Raw genomic sequence first — 15,273 nt, 5'->3', positions numbered from 1 at the left:
GCGGCGGCATGGCTCCGTCGGCGACAGGGCCGAGTCGGCGGCAGCGACGCCCGGGCCCAGGCCAGGCCATGGCCGCGGAACCGCCGATCCGCGCCCGCCCGGCGCCGGGACATGCGACCGGCCACGAAATTTCATGGCATCAAACGTATTTCCACGACAGGCTGGCGCCCGCTGCCGGATCGCTTATGCTAGAGCCTTGGCAGTGGCCTCAGGACCGGTTCCCCCCGGGCCGGTCGAGGCAGGCCGGGTTCCGGGAACGGGGCGTGGCCAGAGGAGCACCGAAGAGTTCGAGAGATGGCCAAACACGACAGCTGGCGCCCCCGCAAGCCCCGCAAGCGCGGGTTCGACGACGACACACCCGAATTCGGCGGCGGCGGCGGCTGGGGCGCCCCGCCACCCTTCCCGATGCCGAGCACCATGCCCGCTTCGCGCGGTCCTTCGGTCTTCGCCACGGGACCCGAGGTCGAAGCCACGGTCAAGTGGTTCAACCCGGAGAAGGGGTTCGGCTTCGTGGAGCTCGGCAACGGCTCCGGCGATGCCTTCCTGCACATCTCCGTCCTGCACCGCTCGGGTAACGATGCGGTGAACCCGGGCGCCGGCATGCGCGTGCGCGTCGGCCCGGGGCAGAAGGGCCAGCAGGTGACCGAGGTGGTCGAGATCACCAGCCCGGGCGAGCCGGGCGGTGGCCCCGGCGGCCCCGGCGGCGCCCCGCGCGGCGGCTTCGGCGACCGCCCGCCCCGCGGCGCCGGCGGCTTCGGCGACCGGCCGCCGCGGAGCGGCGGCGGTGGCGGCTTCGCCCCCTCCGGCCCGGCCGAGGAGATGCGCGGCACCGTCAAGTGGTACAGCGCGGAGAAGGGCTTCGGCTTCGTCTCGCCGGAAGGCGGCGGGCGCGACGTCTTCGTGCATGCCACGGCGCTCGAGCGCAGCGGCCTCTCGCCGCTCGCCGAGGGCGAGGCGGTGGTGATGCAGGTGGTCCAGGGCCGCAAGGGGCCGGAGGCCTCGACCCTCACCCGCGGCTGACAGGCCGGACGAGGATCCTGACCGGGGGCGGCGTCCAGGCGCCGCCCCCGCTTGCTATCGGGCGGGGCGGACGGGCCGCCTGACGCCGTCATGTCGGGGGCACCGGCGACCGGTCCCCGGGAGAGGAACGGATGCTGCTGCGCCGGGAACGGGCGATGACCGCGGTGGCGATCATGCTCGACGTCGCCTTCCATGCCGGCCGGACCGAGGCGGTGAGCGCCGCCGACATCGCCGAGCGGCTGGGCCAGGCGCGCCGGGGCATCGAGCCGGTGCTGCAGGCCCTCTCCCGCGCCGGGCTGCTGGAATCCATCCGCGGGCCGAAGGGCGGCTACCGGCTGGGCCGGCCGCCGCGCGACCTGCGGCTGGCCGAGATCGTGGCGACCGCGCTCGACGACGACGGCGCCCCCGGCGAGCAGCCGGCGGGGCGCCTGCAGGCGGCTGTCGTGCAGCCGCTCTGGACGGAGCTGGAAGCGCTCTGCCGCGACCACCTCTCCAGGCTGACGGTCGCCGACCTGATCAAGCGCGCCGCCGCCGCGGGCGTGAAGCGGCCGACGGTGGAGCCGCTGAACTTCGTGATCTGACGCGGCCGGCGCGAGGCGCAAGGCATGTCCGCGGGGTTGGCGTTGCGGCCGTGCACCCGGCCAGGGATCATGCCGTCCCCAAGGCAGGGAGTGCGTCCATGGCCCGCGTCCGCAGCATCGAGAGCCACGAATTGCCGCCGGATCTCGCCGAGATCTACGAGCGCTTCGCCGGCAGCTACGGCCCCTTCCGCAACCAGGTCGCGGTCTTCGCGCATGTGCCGGCGGCGCTGCGGCACCTCTTCCCGCTGCTGATGGAGCTGCGCGAGGCGAAGACCCTGCCGAAGCGCTACCTGGAGATCGCGATCGTCGTCGTCTCCAACCTCAATGCCTGCCACTACTGCGTCGCCCACCACAAGCCCTTCCTGGCGGTGGAGGGCATCTCGGCCGCGGGCATCGACCGGATCATGGACTGGCAGGACCACCCGGAACTCGACGCCACGGACAGGCTCGTCATCCGCTACGCCATCGCCGCCTGGGAGACGCCGAGCCGCATCCCGGAGGCGCTGTTCCGCGCCCTCCGTGAGGTCTTCACCGAGGCGCAGGTGGTGGAGCTCACGCTCCGCATCACCCTCTGCGGCTTCTTCAACCGCTTCAACGATGCCCTGCAGATCGAGGAGGAGGCGGAGGCGCATGCCGCGGTGGAGGGGCTGGCGGCGCCGTAGCGGAGAAGGGCGCGACGCGGCCCGGGGCGGAGCGCCCCCCCCTTCTACCCCCGCGCCGCGCGGATCGCCCGCCAGACATTCTCCGCCGTCGCCGGCATCTGCAGATGCGCGACGCCGAGCGGCCGCAGCGCGTCCAGCACGGCGTTCAGGACGGTCTGCGGCGCGGCGATCGCGCCCGCCTGCCCCACCCCCTTCACGCCGAGCGGGTTGGAATGGGTCGGCGCCTCGCCGAAGGCGATCTCGAGCGCCGGCAGGTCCGCCGCCCGCGGCAGCCCGTAATCCATGAAGGAGGCCGAGAGGAGCTGCCCGGAGGCGGGGTCGTAGGCGATGCGCTCCAGCAGCGCCTGGCCGATGCCCTGGGCGAGGCCGCCCTGCACCTGCCCGCGCGTCAGCATCGGGTTCACCAGCGCCCCGTAATCGTCCACCGCCTGGTAGCGGCAGAGCGTCACGGCGCCGGTCTCGGGATCGATTTCCACCTCCGCGCAATGCGCGCCGGAGGGGAAGGTGACGAGGTCCGAGAGGTTCATCGCCTCGGCATCGAGGCCCGGCTCCATGCCGTCCGGCAGGTCGCGCGGGTCGTGGCTCGCCTCGATCAGCGCATCCAGGGTCAGCGCCGCGCCGGTCGCGGTGACGGTGAAGCAGCCCTCGGTGAACTCCAGCGATTCGGGCGCCACCTGCAGCAGGTAGGCGGCGATGCGGCGGGCCTTGGCGAGCACCTTCTCCATGGCCATCACCAGCGCCGTCGCGCCGACATGGAGCGAGCGCGCGCCGCCATGGCCATTGCCGAAGGCGATGCGGTCGGTATCGGCCTGGACGATCCGGAAGCGCGCTTCCTCCAGCCCCAGCCAGGCGGCGGCGACCTGCACGAAGCTCGTCTCCAGCCCCTGGCCGTTGTTCTGGGTGCCGATGCAGAGATCGACCATGCCGTCGGGCGCGAAGCGCACCGCCGCCCATTCGTGCGGCGCGCCGCGCGAGGTCTCGAGGAAGGCGGCGATGCCGAGCCCCCGCAGCAGGCCGCGCGCCTCGCTCGCCGCCCGGCGCGCGGCGAAGCCCTCGCGGTCCAGCAGCGCCCCGAGGTCGGCGAGGTTGTCGCGCATGCGGCCGGTGTCCATCAGCATCCCCGTCGCGCTGCGATAGGGGAAAGCCGCGATGGCGTTGCGGCGGCGGAGCTCGACCGGGTCGATGCCCGTCGCATGGCCGGCGGCCTCGACCAGCCGCTCCGTCAGGTAGTTCGCCTCCGGCTTGCCGGCGCCGCGATAGGCGTCGGTCGGGACCGAGTTGGTGAAGGCGCCCTCGACCTCGAGCAGGATGGCCGGGATGGCATAGATGCCGCCGATGGCGGTCGAGACGGAGTTGGTCGGCACCGCCGGCCCGAAGGCCGAGCAATAGGCGCCCATATCCGCCGCCATCCGGGCATGCAAAGCGAGGAAGCGGCCCTCCCCGTCCAGCGCCAGCCGCGCGGTGCCCTGGAAGTCGCGGGCATGCACGGCGCCCTGGAATTCCTCCGTATGCTCGGCGATCCAGGCGACCGGCCGGCCCAGGCGCCGGGCCGCGGCGAGGAGCGCGACATGCTCGGGGAAGAGGAAGTTCTTCATCCCGAAGCCGCCGCCGACATCGGGGCAGCGCAGGTGGAAGGCCGTCTCCGGCAGGCCGAAGACGGTGGCGAGCTGGCGCCGGATGGCGTGCACGCCCATGCCGGCGAATTCCAGATCGAAGCGCGCCCCGTCGCAGCGGGCGACGGCGCCGCGCGGCTCGAGCGGCGCGGCATGGACGCGGTGGTTGATCAGATCAAGCTCGACGATGCGGGCGGCGCGGGCGAAGCCGGCCTCCATCGCCGCGCGGTCGCCGCGCTCGAAGCGGAAGGCGCGGTTGCCCGGCGCCTCGGGCCAGAGTTGCGGCGCGCCGGGGGTGAGCGCGGCGCGGCTGCCGACCACCGCCGGCAGGGGCTCGTAGTCCACCGCGATCGCCTCGGCGGCGTCGCGCGCCTCGGCCGGCGTCGCCGCGACGACGAGGGCGACGGGCTCGCCGACATGCTTCACCGCGTCGCGGGCGATGGCCGGGCGGTCCGGGACGATGAGCGGGCCGATGGTCTGGACCACGGCGGGACAGGGCAGCGGGCCGATCCCCTCCGCCGCGAGGTCGGCGCCGGTCAGCACCAGCGCGACCCCGGGCATGGCGCGCGCCGCCGCGACATCGACGGCGAGGATGCGCGCATGCGCATGCGGGGAGCGCAGGACATGGGCGTGCAGCGCCTCGGCCGGGACCAGGTCGGCGATGTAGCGGCCCTGTCCCGTGAGGAAGCGGGCATCCTCCAGCCGGCGGCGGTTCTCTCCGATCATCGCCGCCCGTCCCGGCCCGGATGCCGCATCGCCCGCTCCTGCTCCTGACCCGTTGGAGTGTAGCAGCGGCACGGCGCTGCGGCAGGGGTGGGCCTCGCCCTACCCGCGCGCGAGCCGCTGTTCCACGAACATCAGCCGGTCCTGGCCCCAGAAGATGTCCTCGCCGATGACGTAGCTCGGCGCGCCGAAGACGCCGCGGGCCAGCGCCGCCTGCGTGTCGCTCTCCCGCATCGCCGCCCAGCGCGGCTCCTGCGAGAGCGGCAGCAGCGAGGCGGGGTCGAGCCCGGCCTCCGTCACCAGCCGCGCCAGCGTCTCCGGGTCGCCGGTGTCCTGCTCCTCCTCCCACAGCGCCTTCAGGATGCGGTGGCCGAGGCGGATGGCGGCCGCGTCGCCCACCGTCTCCCGCGCCGCGATCACCGCGCAGGCGCCGGGCAGTTCGGCGGCCGGGAAATGCTTCGGCCGGATGGTGATCGGGATGCCCAGATGCGCCCGCCAGCGCGCCAGTTCCTGCAGCCGGTAGGCCTGGCGCTGCGGGCTGCGCTTGGGCAGCGGCAGGCCGCCGGAGCCGGCGAAGATGGTGCCGAAATCGACCGGCCAGATCCGCAGCGTGGCGCCGTGCTTCGCCGCCAGCGCCTCGATCCGCGCCGCGCCCAGATGCGTCCAGGGCGAGTTCAGCGAGGCGTAGTAGTCGATGTGCAGCGGCATCTCAGCCCTCCCGGAACAACGGCGCGCCGGTCGCGGCCTGCGCCGTCTCGAATGCGATCCCCGGCGCCAGTTCCCGCACCGCGAAGCCCTCCCCGGTCGGGGCAAACAGGCCGTAATTGGTGGCGACCAGCGTGACCACGCCGCGCGCCGTCACCGGCAGGGCGCAGTGCCGCACCAGCCGCGGCTCGCCCTTGCGGGTCACGTGCTCGAGGATGATGAAGACCCGCTTGGCCGAGGCCGCGAGGTCCATGGCGCCGCCGATGCCGCCGCCCTTGGCGCCGCCCACCTTCCAATTGGCGAAGTCGCCGGCGGCCGAGACCTCGTAGGCGCCCATGACCGTCACGTCGATCCGGCCCGACCGGATGATCCCGAAACTGTCAGCATGGTGGACGATGGCGGCGCCGGGCCGCAGCGAGACGTTCTGCCCGCCGGCATTGACCAGGTGCAGGTCCTCCTGCCCCGCAGGCAGCACCGGACCGTAGCCGATGACGCCGTTCTCCGCGTGGTAGAGGATCTGGCGGTCGCCGATATCGGTGTTGGAGCAGAGTGTCGGGATGCCGACGCCGAGATTGACGATCCAGCCGTCCTGGAATTCCCGGGCGAGGCGGTCCGCCATCTGCTGCCGGTCCCAGCCTTTCGTCTCCGCGGCGCTCATTTCGCGCGCTCCTGCCGGCGGGTGGTCCAGAGTCCCTCGGGCGGCGGCGGCACCCTGACCATGCGCTGCACGAAGAGGCCGGGCAGGTGGACCTGGTCCGGGTCCATGGCGCCGGCGGGCAGGATGTCCTCCTCCACCTCCACGATGGTCAGCTTCGCCGCCATCGCCATGAGGGGGCAGAAATTCCGCTGCGCCAGGCGGAATTGCAGGTTGCCCGCGGTGTCCGCGCGGAAGGCACGGATGAAGGCGACGTCGCAGGGCAGCGCGTATTCCAGCAGGTATTCCCGGCCGTTGATCACCCGCGTCTCGCGTCCCTCGGCCAGTTCCGTCCCGACCGCGGTCGGGGTGTAGAAGGCGGGGATGCCGGCGCCGGCGGCGCGCAGGCGTTCGGCAAGCGTCCCCTGCGGGACCAGTTCGGCCTCGACCTCCCCGGACTCGTAGTATTTCGTGAAGGGGAGCACGTCGGTCGGGCGGGTAGCGGCGGTGAAGCTGCAGACGACCTTCGCCACCTGCCCGTTCTCCACCAGCATGCCGAGATCGGGCATGCGCGGCTGGTGCGCCCCGCCGGTGGTATTGGCGATGCAGGTCAGCCGCTTCGCCCCCTGGGCCAGCAGCGCCTTCGTCAGGTTGTAGGGCGTCCCCGGGCCCGCGAAGCCGCCGAAGGCGATCACCGCGCCATCCGGGATATCCGCCACCGCTTCGGTAAAGCTGCCGAAGACCTTGCCTGGCTGCGCCATGCGCATCCCCCCCTCCTCGTTGCGGGGAGCCTAGAGCAAACGACGCCCGAGTGGACCCACTCAGGCGGCGTAATTCGCTCGAACGGACCGGGACGGGCCGGGCTCTGGCGTCGATGCATCGCGGAATGGGCAGTTGCCCGCGCTTTGGGCAGCCGCTGGCCGCGTGGCGCAACCCTCCGTCTCGCGAACATCATGCCGCGCATGGCGCCGCTTTTGCTCTAAACCGCCCGATATTTCGCAGGCCACCTCGTCCCATGCCGCTGCACGTCGCCCTGAACCATCGCACCAGCTACAAATATGATCGCGCTGTCACCCTCGGCCCGCAGACCATCCGGCTGCGCCCCGCGCCGCATGCCCGCACGCCGATCGTCAGCTACGCGCTGAAGGTGACGCCGAAGCCGCATTTCCTGAACTGGATGCAGGACCCGCAGGGCAACCACCTCGCCCGCGTGGTCTTCCCCGAGCGAGTGACGCAGTTCGAGGTGGAGGTGGACCTCGTCGCCGACATGGCGACGATCAACCCCTTCGACTTCTTCCTCGAGCCCGAGGCCGAGACCTGGCCCTTCCAGTACGACCATGTCCTGGACCAGGAACTGGCGCCCTTCCGCCGGCTGGAGACGCCGGGCCCGCTGCTGCAGCAATTACTGGACGGGATCCCGCGCCACGAGCAGCGCGCCGTGGACATGCTCGTCGCACTCAACCGCATGGTGCAGGAGCGCGTCTCCTATGTCGTGCGGATGGAGCCGGGCGTCTGGACGCCGGACGAGACGCTCGGCAATGCCAAGGGCTCCTGCCGCGACAGCGCCTGGCTGCTGGTGCAGATCCTGCGGCATCTCGGCTACGCCGCGCGCTTCGTCTCCGGCTATCTGATCCAGCTCGTCGCCGACGTGAAGCCGCTGGAGGGACCGGAGGGCCCGACCGCCGACTTCACCGACCTGCATGCCTGGGCCGAGGTCTACCTGCCCGGCGCCGGCTGGATCGGGCTGGATGCCACCTCCGGCCTCATGGCCGGGGAGGGTCATATCCCGCTGGCGGCGACGCCGGAGCCGGTCTCGGCCGCGCCCATCACCGGCCTCGTGGAGAAGGCGGAGACCGAGTTCGGCTTCCACATGGCGGTGACCCGGGTGCGGGAGACGCCGCGCGTCACCAAGCCCTATACCGAGCAGCAGTGGCAGGACATCCTGGCGCGCGGCCAGGTGGTGGACGCCGCGCTGAAGGCCGCCGACATGCGCCTGACCATGGGCGGCGAGCCGACCTTCATCGCCGCCGACGACATGGACGCACCGGAGTGGAATACCGCCGCCCTCGGCCCCACCAAGCGTCGCTATGCCGGGCGCCTGCTCCGTCGCCTGGCGCCGCTCTGGTCCCCCGGCGCGGCGCTGCAATACGCCATGGGCAAGCACTATCCGGGCGAGCAATTGCCGCGCTGGGCGCTCTATTCGCACTGGCGGCGGGACGGCGAGCCGGTCTGGAAGGACCCGGCGCTGCTGGCCTCGGACGACGACACGGACGATGCCACCGCGCAGGATGCCGGCCGCTTCGCGCGCCTCCTGGCCGAGCGCCTGCAGGTGGATCCGGGGCTGGTCAACCCGGCCTATGAGGACATCCACTACTACCTGTGGCGGGAGAAGCGCCTGCCGGCGAATGTCCTCGCCGAGGACGCGAAGCTGAAAGACCCGCTGGAGCGGGCGCGCCTCGCCAAGGTCTTCGCCCAGGGCCTGGCCTCGGAGGTCGGCTCCGTGCTGCCCATCCGCCGCGTTCTCCAGGACGGCGTGCGGCGCTGGCAGGCCGGCCGCTGGTTCTTCCGCGGCGAGCACCTCTTCCTCGTCCCCGGCGACAGCCCGGTCGGCTTCCGCCTGCCGCTCGATGCCCTGCCCTGGATGTCGGAGGAGGATGCGGCGCGGATCTTCGAGAGCGAGCCCGACCCCTTCGCCCCGGCCGCGCCCCTGCCCCCACGGCAGGCCTTCGAGCGTGGCCGGTCCGGCGCGCGGGAACCCTTCGCCGGTCCCTCCGACGGCTACCGCATGGTCCCGCAGGACCCGCGCGGCGGGCCCGGGGACGGCCATGGCCCGGCCATGGGCGCCGAGCAGTTCCGCCCCATGCCGCAGGACCTGCCGGTGGTCGGCCAGTCCGACCCGGGCGTGGTGCGCACCGCGATGAGCGTCGAGGCCCGCAACGGCCTTATCCATGTCTTCTTCCCGCCGCTCACGGCCGCCGAGGACTGGCTGGACATGGCGGCCGCCATCGAGGCGACGGCGGAGGAGATGGGCCGCAAGGTCGTCCTCGAAGGCTACCTGCCGCCGCGCGACGACCGGATGCTGCATTTCTCCGTCACCCCCGATCCGGGCGTGATCGAGGTGAACATCCACCCGGCGGCGAGCTGGCCGGAGATGGTCGGGCGCACCGAGCAGCTCTACGAGGAGGCGCGGCAGGTCGGGCTCTCCGCCGAGAAGTTCATGCTCGACGGCCGCCATGTCGGCACCGGCGGCGGCAACCATGTGGTGATGGGCGGCGCGACGGCCGCCGACAGCCCCTTCCTCCGCCGGCCGGACCTGCTGAAGTCGCTGGTCGGCTTCTGGCACAACCACCCGAGCCTCTCCTACCTCTTCAGCGGGCTCTTCATCGGCCCGACCAGCCAGCACCCGCGGGTGGACGAGGCGCGGCAGGACGCGCTAGCGGACCTGGAGATCGCCTTCTCCAAGATCCGGCCGGGCGTCGAGACGCCGCCCTGGATGACCGACCGGCTCTTCCGCAACATCCTCGCTGATATGACCGGCAATACCCACCGGACCGAGTTCTGCATCGACAAGATGTACTCGCCGGACAGCAGCAGCGGCCGGCTCGGCCTGGTCGAGTATCGCGCGCTGGAGATGCCGCCGCATGCGCGCATGTCGGCGGCGCAGATGCTGCTGATGCGCAGCGCCATCGCCGCCTTCTGGCGCACGCCCTATGACCGGCGGCTGGTCCGCTGGGGCACCCGGCTGCACGACGAGTTCATGCTGCCGCACTATGTCGGGCAGGACTTCGCCGAGTCGCTACGCGAGCTCGGCATGCTGGGCTTCCCGCTCGATCCCGACTGGTTCGCGCCGCATCTCGAGTTCCGCTTCCCCCGCATCGGCGAGGTGACGCTGCGGGGCATCGGCCTCGAGCTGCGCCATGCGCTCGAGCCCTGGCACGTCCTGGGCGAGGAGCCGGGCGGCGGCGGCACGGTGCGCTACGTCGACAGCAGCACCGAGCGCCTGCAGGCGCGCGTCAACGGCTGGGTGGAGGAGCGCTTCGTCCTCGCCTGCAACGGCTGCGAGGTGCCGCTGGTGCCGACGGAGACGCAGGGCGAGTATGTCGGCGGCGTGCGCTTCAAGGCCTGGGACCCGCCCTCGGCGCTGCACCCGACCATCCGGGCGCAGTCGCCGCTGGTCTTCGACGTCTATGACCGCTGGACCGGCCGCAGCCTCGGCGGGCTGACTCACCACGTGGCGCATCCCGGTGGCCGCAACTACGAGACGCTGCCGGTCAATGCCAACGAGGCCGAGGCGCGCCGCAGGACCCGCTTCCAGCCCTTCGGCCACACGCCCGGCCCGATGCCGGAACCGAGGGTGGTGCCATCGAAGGAGTCCCCCCGCGCGCTCGACCTGCGCCGCGCGGGCTGACTCGGGCCGGGGTCCGGGGGGGTTGAGCGCCGAAGGCGATCAACGGACCCCCCGGCGGGGGTGCGCGAGGGGGCAGGGGCACCCCATCGCGCTGGCGCGATGGGGACCCCGTAGCGCCCCCTCGCATCTTGCGCCGCGGCATGGCATCACGTCAGTCGCATGACCTCTCCCGCCCCGCTCGATGAAATGGTGGACGGCGCCGGCGGCATCCGCCCGCACTGGGGCAACCTGCTCGGCGCCCTGGCCGGGCTCGGCCGCGGCGAGATCGCCGAGCGCGCGGCGATGCTCGACCGCCATGTCATCGAGGAAGGCGCGACCAGCCTGCTGCCGGGCGGCGCCGACATCCCGGCCTGGCGCTGCGACCCGATGCCGCTGGTGCTGGCGCCGGCCGAATTCGATGCCCTCGCCGCCGGCCTCGCCCAGCGCGCCGCGCTGCTGCAGGCGGTGCTGCGCGACGTCTACGGGCCGCAGACCCTGCTGGCGGAGGGGCTGCTGCCGCCGGCGCTGGTCTATGGCAACCCGGCCTTCCTCCGTTCCTGCCGCGCGCCGGAAGGGGTGCGCGACGGCCCGCTGATCCAGCTCTACGCCGCCGACCTGCTGCGCGGCCCGGACGGGCAATGGCGGGTGCTGCGCGACCGCACCGCGGGCCCCACCGGCCTCGCCCATGTGCTGGAGAACCGCCGGGCGCTGGCCCGCTACGTCCCGGAACTGGTCCGGGCGCGGGAGCTGCGGCAGCACGGGCCCTTCTTCGACCTCTGGCAGGATTCGCTGCAGCGCCTCGCCCCGGCCGGCGCCGCCGGGCGCAACCCGGGGGTCGCCATGCTCACCGCCGGGCATTCCAGCCCGCACTGGTACGAGCACGTCATCCTCTCCCGCCGCCTCTCCTGCGCCCTGGTCGAGGCCGGCGACCTGACGGTGCGCGACGGCGCGCTCTGGCTGAAGACGCTGCGCGGGCTGCAGCCGGTGGACGTGCTGCTGCGCCGGATGGACGGGCGGCAGATGGACCCGCTGGAGGCCGACCAGAGCCCCTGGCACGGCGTCGCCGGGCTGCTGGACGCCATGCGCGGCGGCGCGGTACGCATCGTCAACGACCCCGGCGCCGGCTTCGCCGAGGCGCCGGCGCTCGCCGCCTTCCTGCCCGCGCTGGCGGAGCGGCTGCTGGGCGAGAGGCTGCGCCTCGCCTCCGCCCGCACGCTCTGGCTCGGCGATCCGGCGGCGCGCGAGCTGGTCGGCCCCGATCTCGGGCCCTGGCTGCTCCGCCGCGCCATGGATGGCACGGTCCGCTCCGTCACCGCCGCCGCCCTGCCGGAGGCGGAGCGGGCCGAGCTCGCGCGGCGGATCCGGGCGGCGCCCGAGGACTACGTGGCCTGCGAGCGGCTGCCGGCCTCGGTCGCGCCCTGCGCCGGGCGCGAGGGGCTGGAGCCGCGGCCGGTCATCCTCCGGCTCTTCCTGCTGCAGGACGGCAGCGGCTGGCGGGCCTTGCAGGGCGGCCTCGCCCGCAGCCTCGCCGCGGCCGAGGCGGCGACCGGCGCGCGGCCGGAGACGGCCCTCGCCAAGGATGTCTGGGTCCCGGCCGACGAGGCGACCGAGATCCAGGGCCCGCCGCAGCTCACCATCCGCGCCCTGCCGATCCGCCGCGGCACCGGCGACATCCCGAGCCGGGTGGCCGACAATTTCTTCTGGCTCGGCCGCTACCTCGAGCGGCTGGAGAGCGGCGCGCGGCTGCTGCGCGCGACCGCCACGCGGCTGGCCGCCAACGACCCGAGCCCGCGGGAGCTGGCGGCCCTGAAGAGCCTCGGCGCCTGCCTGGTGCGGACGGAGCTGCTGGACCCGGAAGCGGCGCAGCAGATCGGCAGCACGCCGGTGACGGGCGCGCTGCTGCGGGCGGTGCGCGAGCGCGGCCGGATGCAGGCGCTGCTGAACCATGTCTCACGCCTCTCCGGCTTGCTGCGGGACCGGCTGACCGGCGAGATGCACATCGCCCTGCATCGCGGCCTGCGGCAGCTCGCGGAGGAGTTCGACGCCGTCCCCGGCGGCCGCGATGCGGGCCGCGGGCTGGAGGCGCTGGGCCATGCCAGCACCGCGGTGCTCGCCTTCGCCGCGACGGTGGCGGGCCTTGCCGCCGAGAACATGGTGCGCGGCGGCGGACGGCTCTTCCTCGACCTCGGCCGGCGGGTGGAGCGGGCGCAGGCGATCGCGGCCGAGCTGAACCGCTGCCTGGACCAGCCGGGCGCCGCCACCCAGCCGGCGCGGCTGGAGCCCGGCCTCGCGCTCGCGCTCGAGCTGCGCGATTCGGTCATCACCTACCGCAGCCGCTACCTGACGGTGCTGCAGGCGGCGCCGGTGCTGGACCTGGTGCTGGCGGACGAGGGCAATCCGCGCGGCCTCGCCTTCCAGCTCGCGGCGGCGCGGGACATGCTGGCGGACCTGGAAGGCGAACCGGGGGCGCCGCTCGCGCGTCTCGCCGAAGCCCTGCTGGAGGATGCGCGCATGATGGTCGGCGAGGTGGCGGAGGCGCCCTCCCAGGCGGAGGCGGCGATCGGGCTGCGGCCGCGGCTGACCGCCATCGAGGGCGGCGTCGCGGCCCTGTCCGACCGCATCACCCGGCGCTGGTTCGCGCTGCTGCCGCCCGCGCACAGCCTGGGGCCGGCGCCCGCGGTGCGGCTCCGCGGCGCCGCGTGATCTACCGGGTCCGGCATACCACCCGCTACGCCTATGGCAGCACGGTGGACCTCGCGGCGCATATGCTGCACCTCAGGCCGCGCGACCTGCCGCACCAGCGGGTGATCTCGGCCGCGGTGGCCACCGCGCCCGGGCCCTCCCACCGCCGGGATGGGCTGGACCATTTCGGCAACCACGTCACCTGGCTCTTCATCGACGCGCCGCATGCCAGCTTCGAGGTGACGGCGGAGGCGGAAGTCGAGGTGCGCACCCCCGACCCGCCGGCCGCCGGGGCGACCCCGGGGTGGGAAAGGGTGCGCGACATGGCGCGGGCCGGCGGTCCGGGCGCCTGGCAGGCGGCGGAATTCCGCTTCGACAGCCCGATGTGCGCGGCGGTGCCCGCCGCCGGCGACTATGCCGCGGCGAGTTTCCCGGCGGGACGGCCGGTGCTGGCGGGACTGCTGGACCTCAATGCCCGCATCCGGCGCGACTTCCGCTTCCAGGCGGGCGTCACCGACCTCTCGACGCCGGTGGCCGAGGTCCTGCGCCGGCGGGAGGGGGTCTGCCAGGACTTCACCCACCTGATGATCAGCGGGCTGCGTGCCCTCGGCCTGCCGGCGCGCTACATGTCCGGCTATATCCGCACCCGCCCGCCGCCCGGGCAGCCGCGCCGGCGCGGGGCGGACCAGAGCCATGCCTGGGTGGGCGCCTGGCTGGGGCCGGAGCATGGCTGGGTGGAACTGGACCCGACCAACGACGTGCTGGTGCGGGACGAGCACGTGGTGCTCGGCTGGGGCCGCGACTATGGCGATATCAGCCCGGTGCGCGGCGTGATGCTGGGCGGCGGCGACCATGGGCTGGCGATCGGCGTCGATCTCGAGCCGCTCGACGAGGCGGCGACCGCGGCGGGCTGAGGCCCCGCCGGGACGAGGATACTCCTCCCGCACCAGGAGGAGGCAGGCCGCGGCGAAGGCGTCCTCACGCCGTCGGACGAGTCTGGCGGCCAGGTCCTCATCCAAGGTGCCGGGTCCGTCACCCAGCGCGCGACGACACTCGGCCCGGCGCATTCGCACGGTGCTCGTCCCGGCAAGCCGGACAGAACCGGATCGGCGCGCCTCCGGCTTGCCGGTGAGCATGGCCAGCACCGCGCCGTGGCGGCGTTGGTCGTGGTGGATCACGTCTCCATCATCGGAGGACGATGCCGAGCACTCGCCGACCGGCCAGGGTGGCCACCGCCGGCTCGGCCCGCCCCGGAGACTGCGCGTCCCGGAAGCATGCCGCGCCGCGGCGGACCAGGCCGTGGCCCAGAGCAGCAGCGCCTCAGCGCTGGAGTTGAGCGGCCCGCCATTGAAGCCGGACACCACCCGGCGGTCCTAGACAGTTGCAAATACGAACTTCGTCAGTTACAATCTATTCGCGTCGGGCCTCTCCTCTGCGCGGCGCAAGGCTCCGTCACAGAAGACCAACCGCCTTTCGAAAGGCCCGGTGACTCTGCCGAGCCCGCACTACGCGAGTATCGGCCTCCTCGCTCGACAGTCTTCACATGCTTTTTCTTGTGAGGCCGAAGGGAGGTAACAATGACAAAGCGCTCGCTCGCACTGCTGATGCTTGCTCTCTGTGTCAATGTTGCGGTTCAGCTACCGGCAGGCGTCACTGCCGGCCCCACCGAGGACGTGCAGGCTGCGATGCAGCTTCTCAAGGCGAAGGCCACGGCACTCGGGCCACCCAGCATCAGAGGAGAAGAGCTGGTCGCCGGCAGGACGGTCCCTGTCCTGTATTTCGGGTCGACCAAGATGAACAACAACTTCCAACTGGTGGATGAGATCCAGAAGGAAAAGGGCGGAACCGCCACCATCTTCGCCAGGAGCGGCAGCGAGTTCATTCGCGTCGCAACCAACGTCAAGAAGGATGACGGCTCGCGGGCGATTGGCACCATTCTCGACCCGAAGGGAAAAGCCTTCGCAGCCATCCTGAAAGGCGATTCCTATTTCGGAGATGCCGAGATCCTGGGCCGGCCGTACATCACCGGTTATGAGCCGATACGCGGCGCCGGCAGCGACGTCATTGGGGTATATTACGTCGGGTATGCGAGAGACTAGCCCGGATTATGCGCCGGGATGCCCCATTGCCGGCGAGGCCTTGGGAATGGCCGGGCAGACAATTTCATTGCAAAAAACTCCAAAAAATCGGCGATCACGAAGCCAGCGAACAAAATCAAACACTTGGACTCGACGCCGCGTTCGTCGTGCATAATCCGGGCTAGCCC

Annotated in this window: 11 protein-coding genes; 7 read left to right on the top strand and 4 right to left on the bottom strand. The window is 72.6% G+C overall.

Features of this window, described 5'->3' with window-relative positions; translation table 11 throughout:
• Positions 1-294 precede the first annotated feature (294 nt).
• The 3 genes from Q7A36_RS15025 to Q7A36_RS15015 all read left to right on the top strand — a co-directional run bounded on the left by Q7A36_RS15025 (position 295) and on the right by Q7A36_RS15015 (position 2,263).
• Complete coding sequence (locus tag Q7A36_RS15025; protein WP_305104531.1) at positions 295-1,020, top strand: cold-shock protein; 726 nt, start codon at positions 295-297, stop codon at positions 1,018-1,020.
• Positions 1,021-1,151: 131 nt separating this feature from the next.
• The gene (locus tag Q7A36_RS15020) at positions 1,152-1,601 is read left to right on the top strand and encodes an RrF2 family transcriptional regulator (RefSeq protein ID WP_305104530.1); all 450 of its coding nucleotides are present in this window, start codon (positions 1,152-1,154) and stop codon (positions 1,599-1,601) included.
• 98 nt (positions 1,602-1,699) lie between these two features.
• Positions 1,700-2,263 carry a carboxymuconolactone decarboxylase family protein gene (locus Q7A36_RS15015; RefSeq protein WP_305104529.1) on the top strand — a complete coding sequence of 188 codons (564 nt, stop codon included), beginning with the start codon at positions 1,700-1,702 and terminating at the stop codon, positions 2,261-2,263.
• Between the two features lie 44 nt (positions 2,264-2,307).
• Here the strand turns inward: Q7A36_RS15015 and Q7A36_RS15010 are convergent, their stop codons facing one another.
• The 4 genes from Q7A36_RS15010 to Q7A36_RS14995 all read right to left on the bottom strand — a co-directional run bounded on the left by Q7A36_RS15010 (position 2,308) and on the right by Q7A36_RS14995 (position 6,699).
• A complete protein-coding gene (locus tag Q7A36_RS15010; protein WP_305104528.1) occupies positions 2,308-4,602 on the bottom strand; it encodes a xanthine dehydrogenase family protein molybdopterin-binding subunit in 2,295 nt (764 codons plus the stop codon).
• A 99-nt stretch (positions 4,603-4,701) separates the two neighbouring features.
• A complete protein-coding gene (locus Q7A36_RS15005; protein WP_305104527.1) occupies positions 4,702-5,307 on the bottom strand; it encodes a 2-hydroxychromene-2-carboxylate isomerase in 606 nt (201 codons plus the stop codon).
• Between the two features lies 1 nt (position 5,308).
• A complete protein-coding gene (locus Q7A36_RS15000) occupies positions 5,309-5,962 on the bottom strand; it encodes a 3-oxoacid CoA-transferase subunit B (protein ID WP_305104526.1) in 654 nt (217 codons plus the stop codon).
• The gene (locus Q7A36_RS14995) at positions 5,959-6,699 is read right to left on the bottom strand and encodes a CoA transferase subunit A (protein WP_305104525.1); all 741 of its coding nucleotides are present in this window, start codon (positions 6,697-6,699) and stop codon (positions 5,959-5,961) included. Before Q7A36_RS14995 ends, Q7A36_RS15000 begins: the two co-directional genes overlap by 4 nt.
• Before the next feature lie 254 nt (positions 6,700-6,953).
• Here Q7A36_RS14995 and Q7A36_RS14990 point away from each other — a divergent pair, with 254 nt between their 5' ends.
• The 4 genes from Q7A36_RS14990 (at position 6,954) to Q7A36_RS14975 (ending at position 15,106) form a co-directional block, all read left to right on the top strand.
• Complete coding sequence (locus tag Q7A36_RS14990; RefSeq protein ID WP_305104524.1) at positions 6,954-10,346, top strand: transglutaminase family protein; 3,393 nt, start codon at positions 6,954-6,956, stop codon at positions 10,344-10,346.
• 159 nt (positions 10,347-10,505) lie between these two features.
• Positions 10,506-13,028 (top strand): circularly permuted type 2 ATP-grasp protein, encoded by a 2,523-nt coding sequence (locus Q7A36_RS14985; protein ID WP_305104523.1) that lies wholly within the window; start codon positions 10,506-10,508, stop codon positions 13,026-13,028.
• Positions 13,025-13,921, top strand: a complete 897-nt coding sequence (locus tag Q7A36_RS14980; protein ID WP_305104522.1) for a transglutaminase family protein — start codon at positions 13,025-13,027, stop codon at positions 13,919-13,921. Before Q7A36_RS14985 ends, Q7A36_RS14980 begins: the two co-directional genes overlap by 4 nt.
• Before the next feature lie 663 nt (positions 13,922-14,584).
• A complete protein-coding gene (locus Q7A36_RS14975) occupies positions 14,585-15,106 on the top strand; it encodes a Cache 3/Cache 2 fusion domain-containing protein (protein ID WP_305104521.1) in 522 nt (173 codons plus the stop codon).
• Positions 15,107-15,273: the final 167 nt, after the last annotated feature.

The organism is Paracraurococcus lichenis, from assembly GCF_030657435.1.
GTDB lineage: Bacteria > Pseudomonadota > Alphaproteobacteria > Acetobacterales > Acetobacteraceae > Paracraurococcus > Paracraurococcus lichenis.
The sequence above is the reverse complement of the archived record's forward strand: the minus strand, read 5'-3'. Positions and strand labels throughout refer to the sequence as shown.

Bases quoted from the DNA above. Each gene is read 5' to 3' on its own strand.
- Q7A36_RS15025 (WP_305104531.1), top strand. From the start codon at position 295: ATGGCCAAACACGACAGCTGGCGCCCCCGCAAGCCCCGCAAGCGCGGG.
- Q7A36_RS15020 (WP_305104530.1), top strand. From the start codon at position 1,152: ATGCTGCTGCGCCGGGAACGGGCGATGACCGCGGTGGCGATCATGCTC.
- Q7A36_RS15015 (WP_305104529.1), top strand. From the start codon at position 1,700: ATGGCCCGCGTCCGCAGCATCGAGAGCCACGAATTGCCGCCGGATCTC.
- Q7A36_RS15010 (WP_305104528.1), bottom strand. From the start codon at position 4,602: ATGATCGGAGAGAACCGCCGCCGGCTGGAGGATGCCCGCTTCCTCACG.
- Q7A36_RS15005 (WP_305104527.1), bottom strand. From the start codon at position 5,307: ATGCCGCTGCACATCGACTACTACGCCTCGCTGAACTCGCCCTGGACG.
- Q7A36_RS15000 (WP_305104526.1), bottom strand. From the start codon at position 5,962: ATGAGCGCCGCGGAGACGAAAGGCTGGGACCGGCAGCAGATGGCGGAC.
- Q7A36_RS14995 (WP_305104525.1), bottom strand. From the start codon at position 6,699: ATGGCGCAGCCAGGCAAGGTCTTCGGCAGCTTTACCGAAGCGGTGGCG.
- Q7A36_RS14990 (WP_305104524.1), top strand. From the start codon at position 6,954: ATGCCGCTGCACGTCGCCCTGAACCATCGCACCAGCTACAAATATGAT.
- Q7A36_RS14985 (WP_305104523.1), top strand. From the start codon at position 10,506: ATGACCTCTCCCGCCCCGCTCGATGAAATGGTGGACGGCGCCGGCGGC.
- Q7A36_RS14975 (WP_305104521.1), top strand. From the start codon at position 14,585: ATGACAAAGCGCTCGCTCGCACTGCTGATGCTTGCTCTCTGTGTCAAT.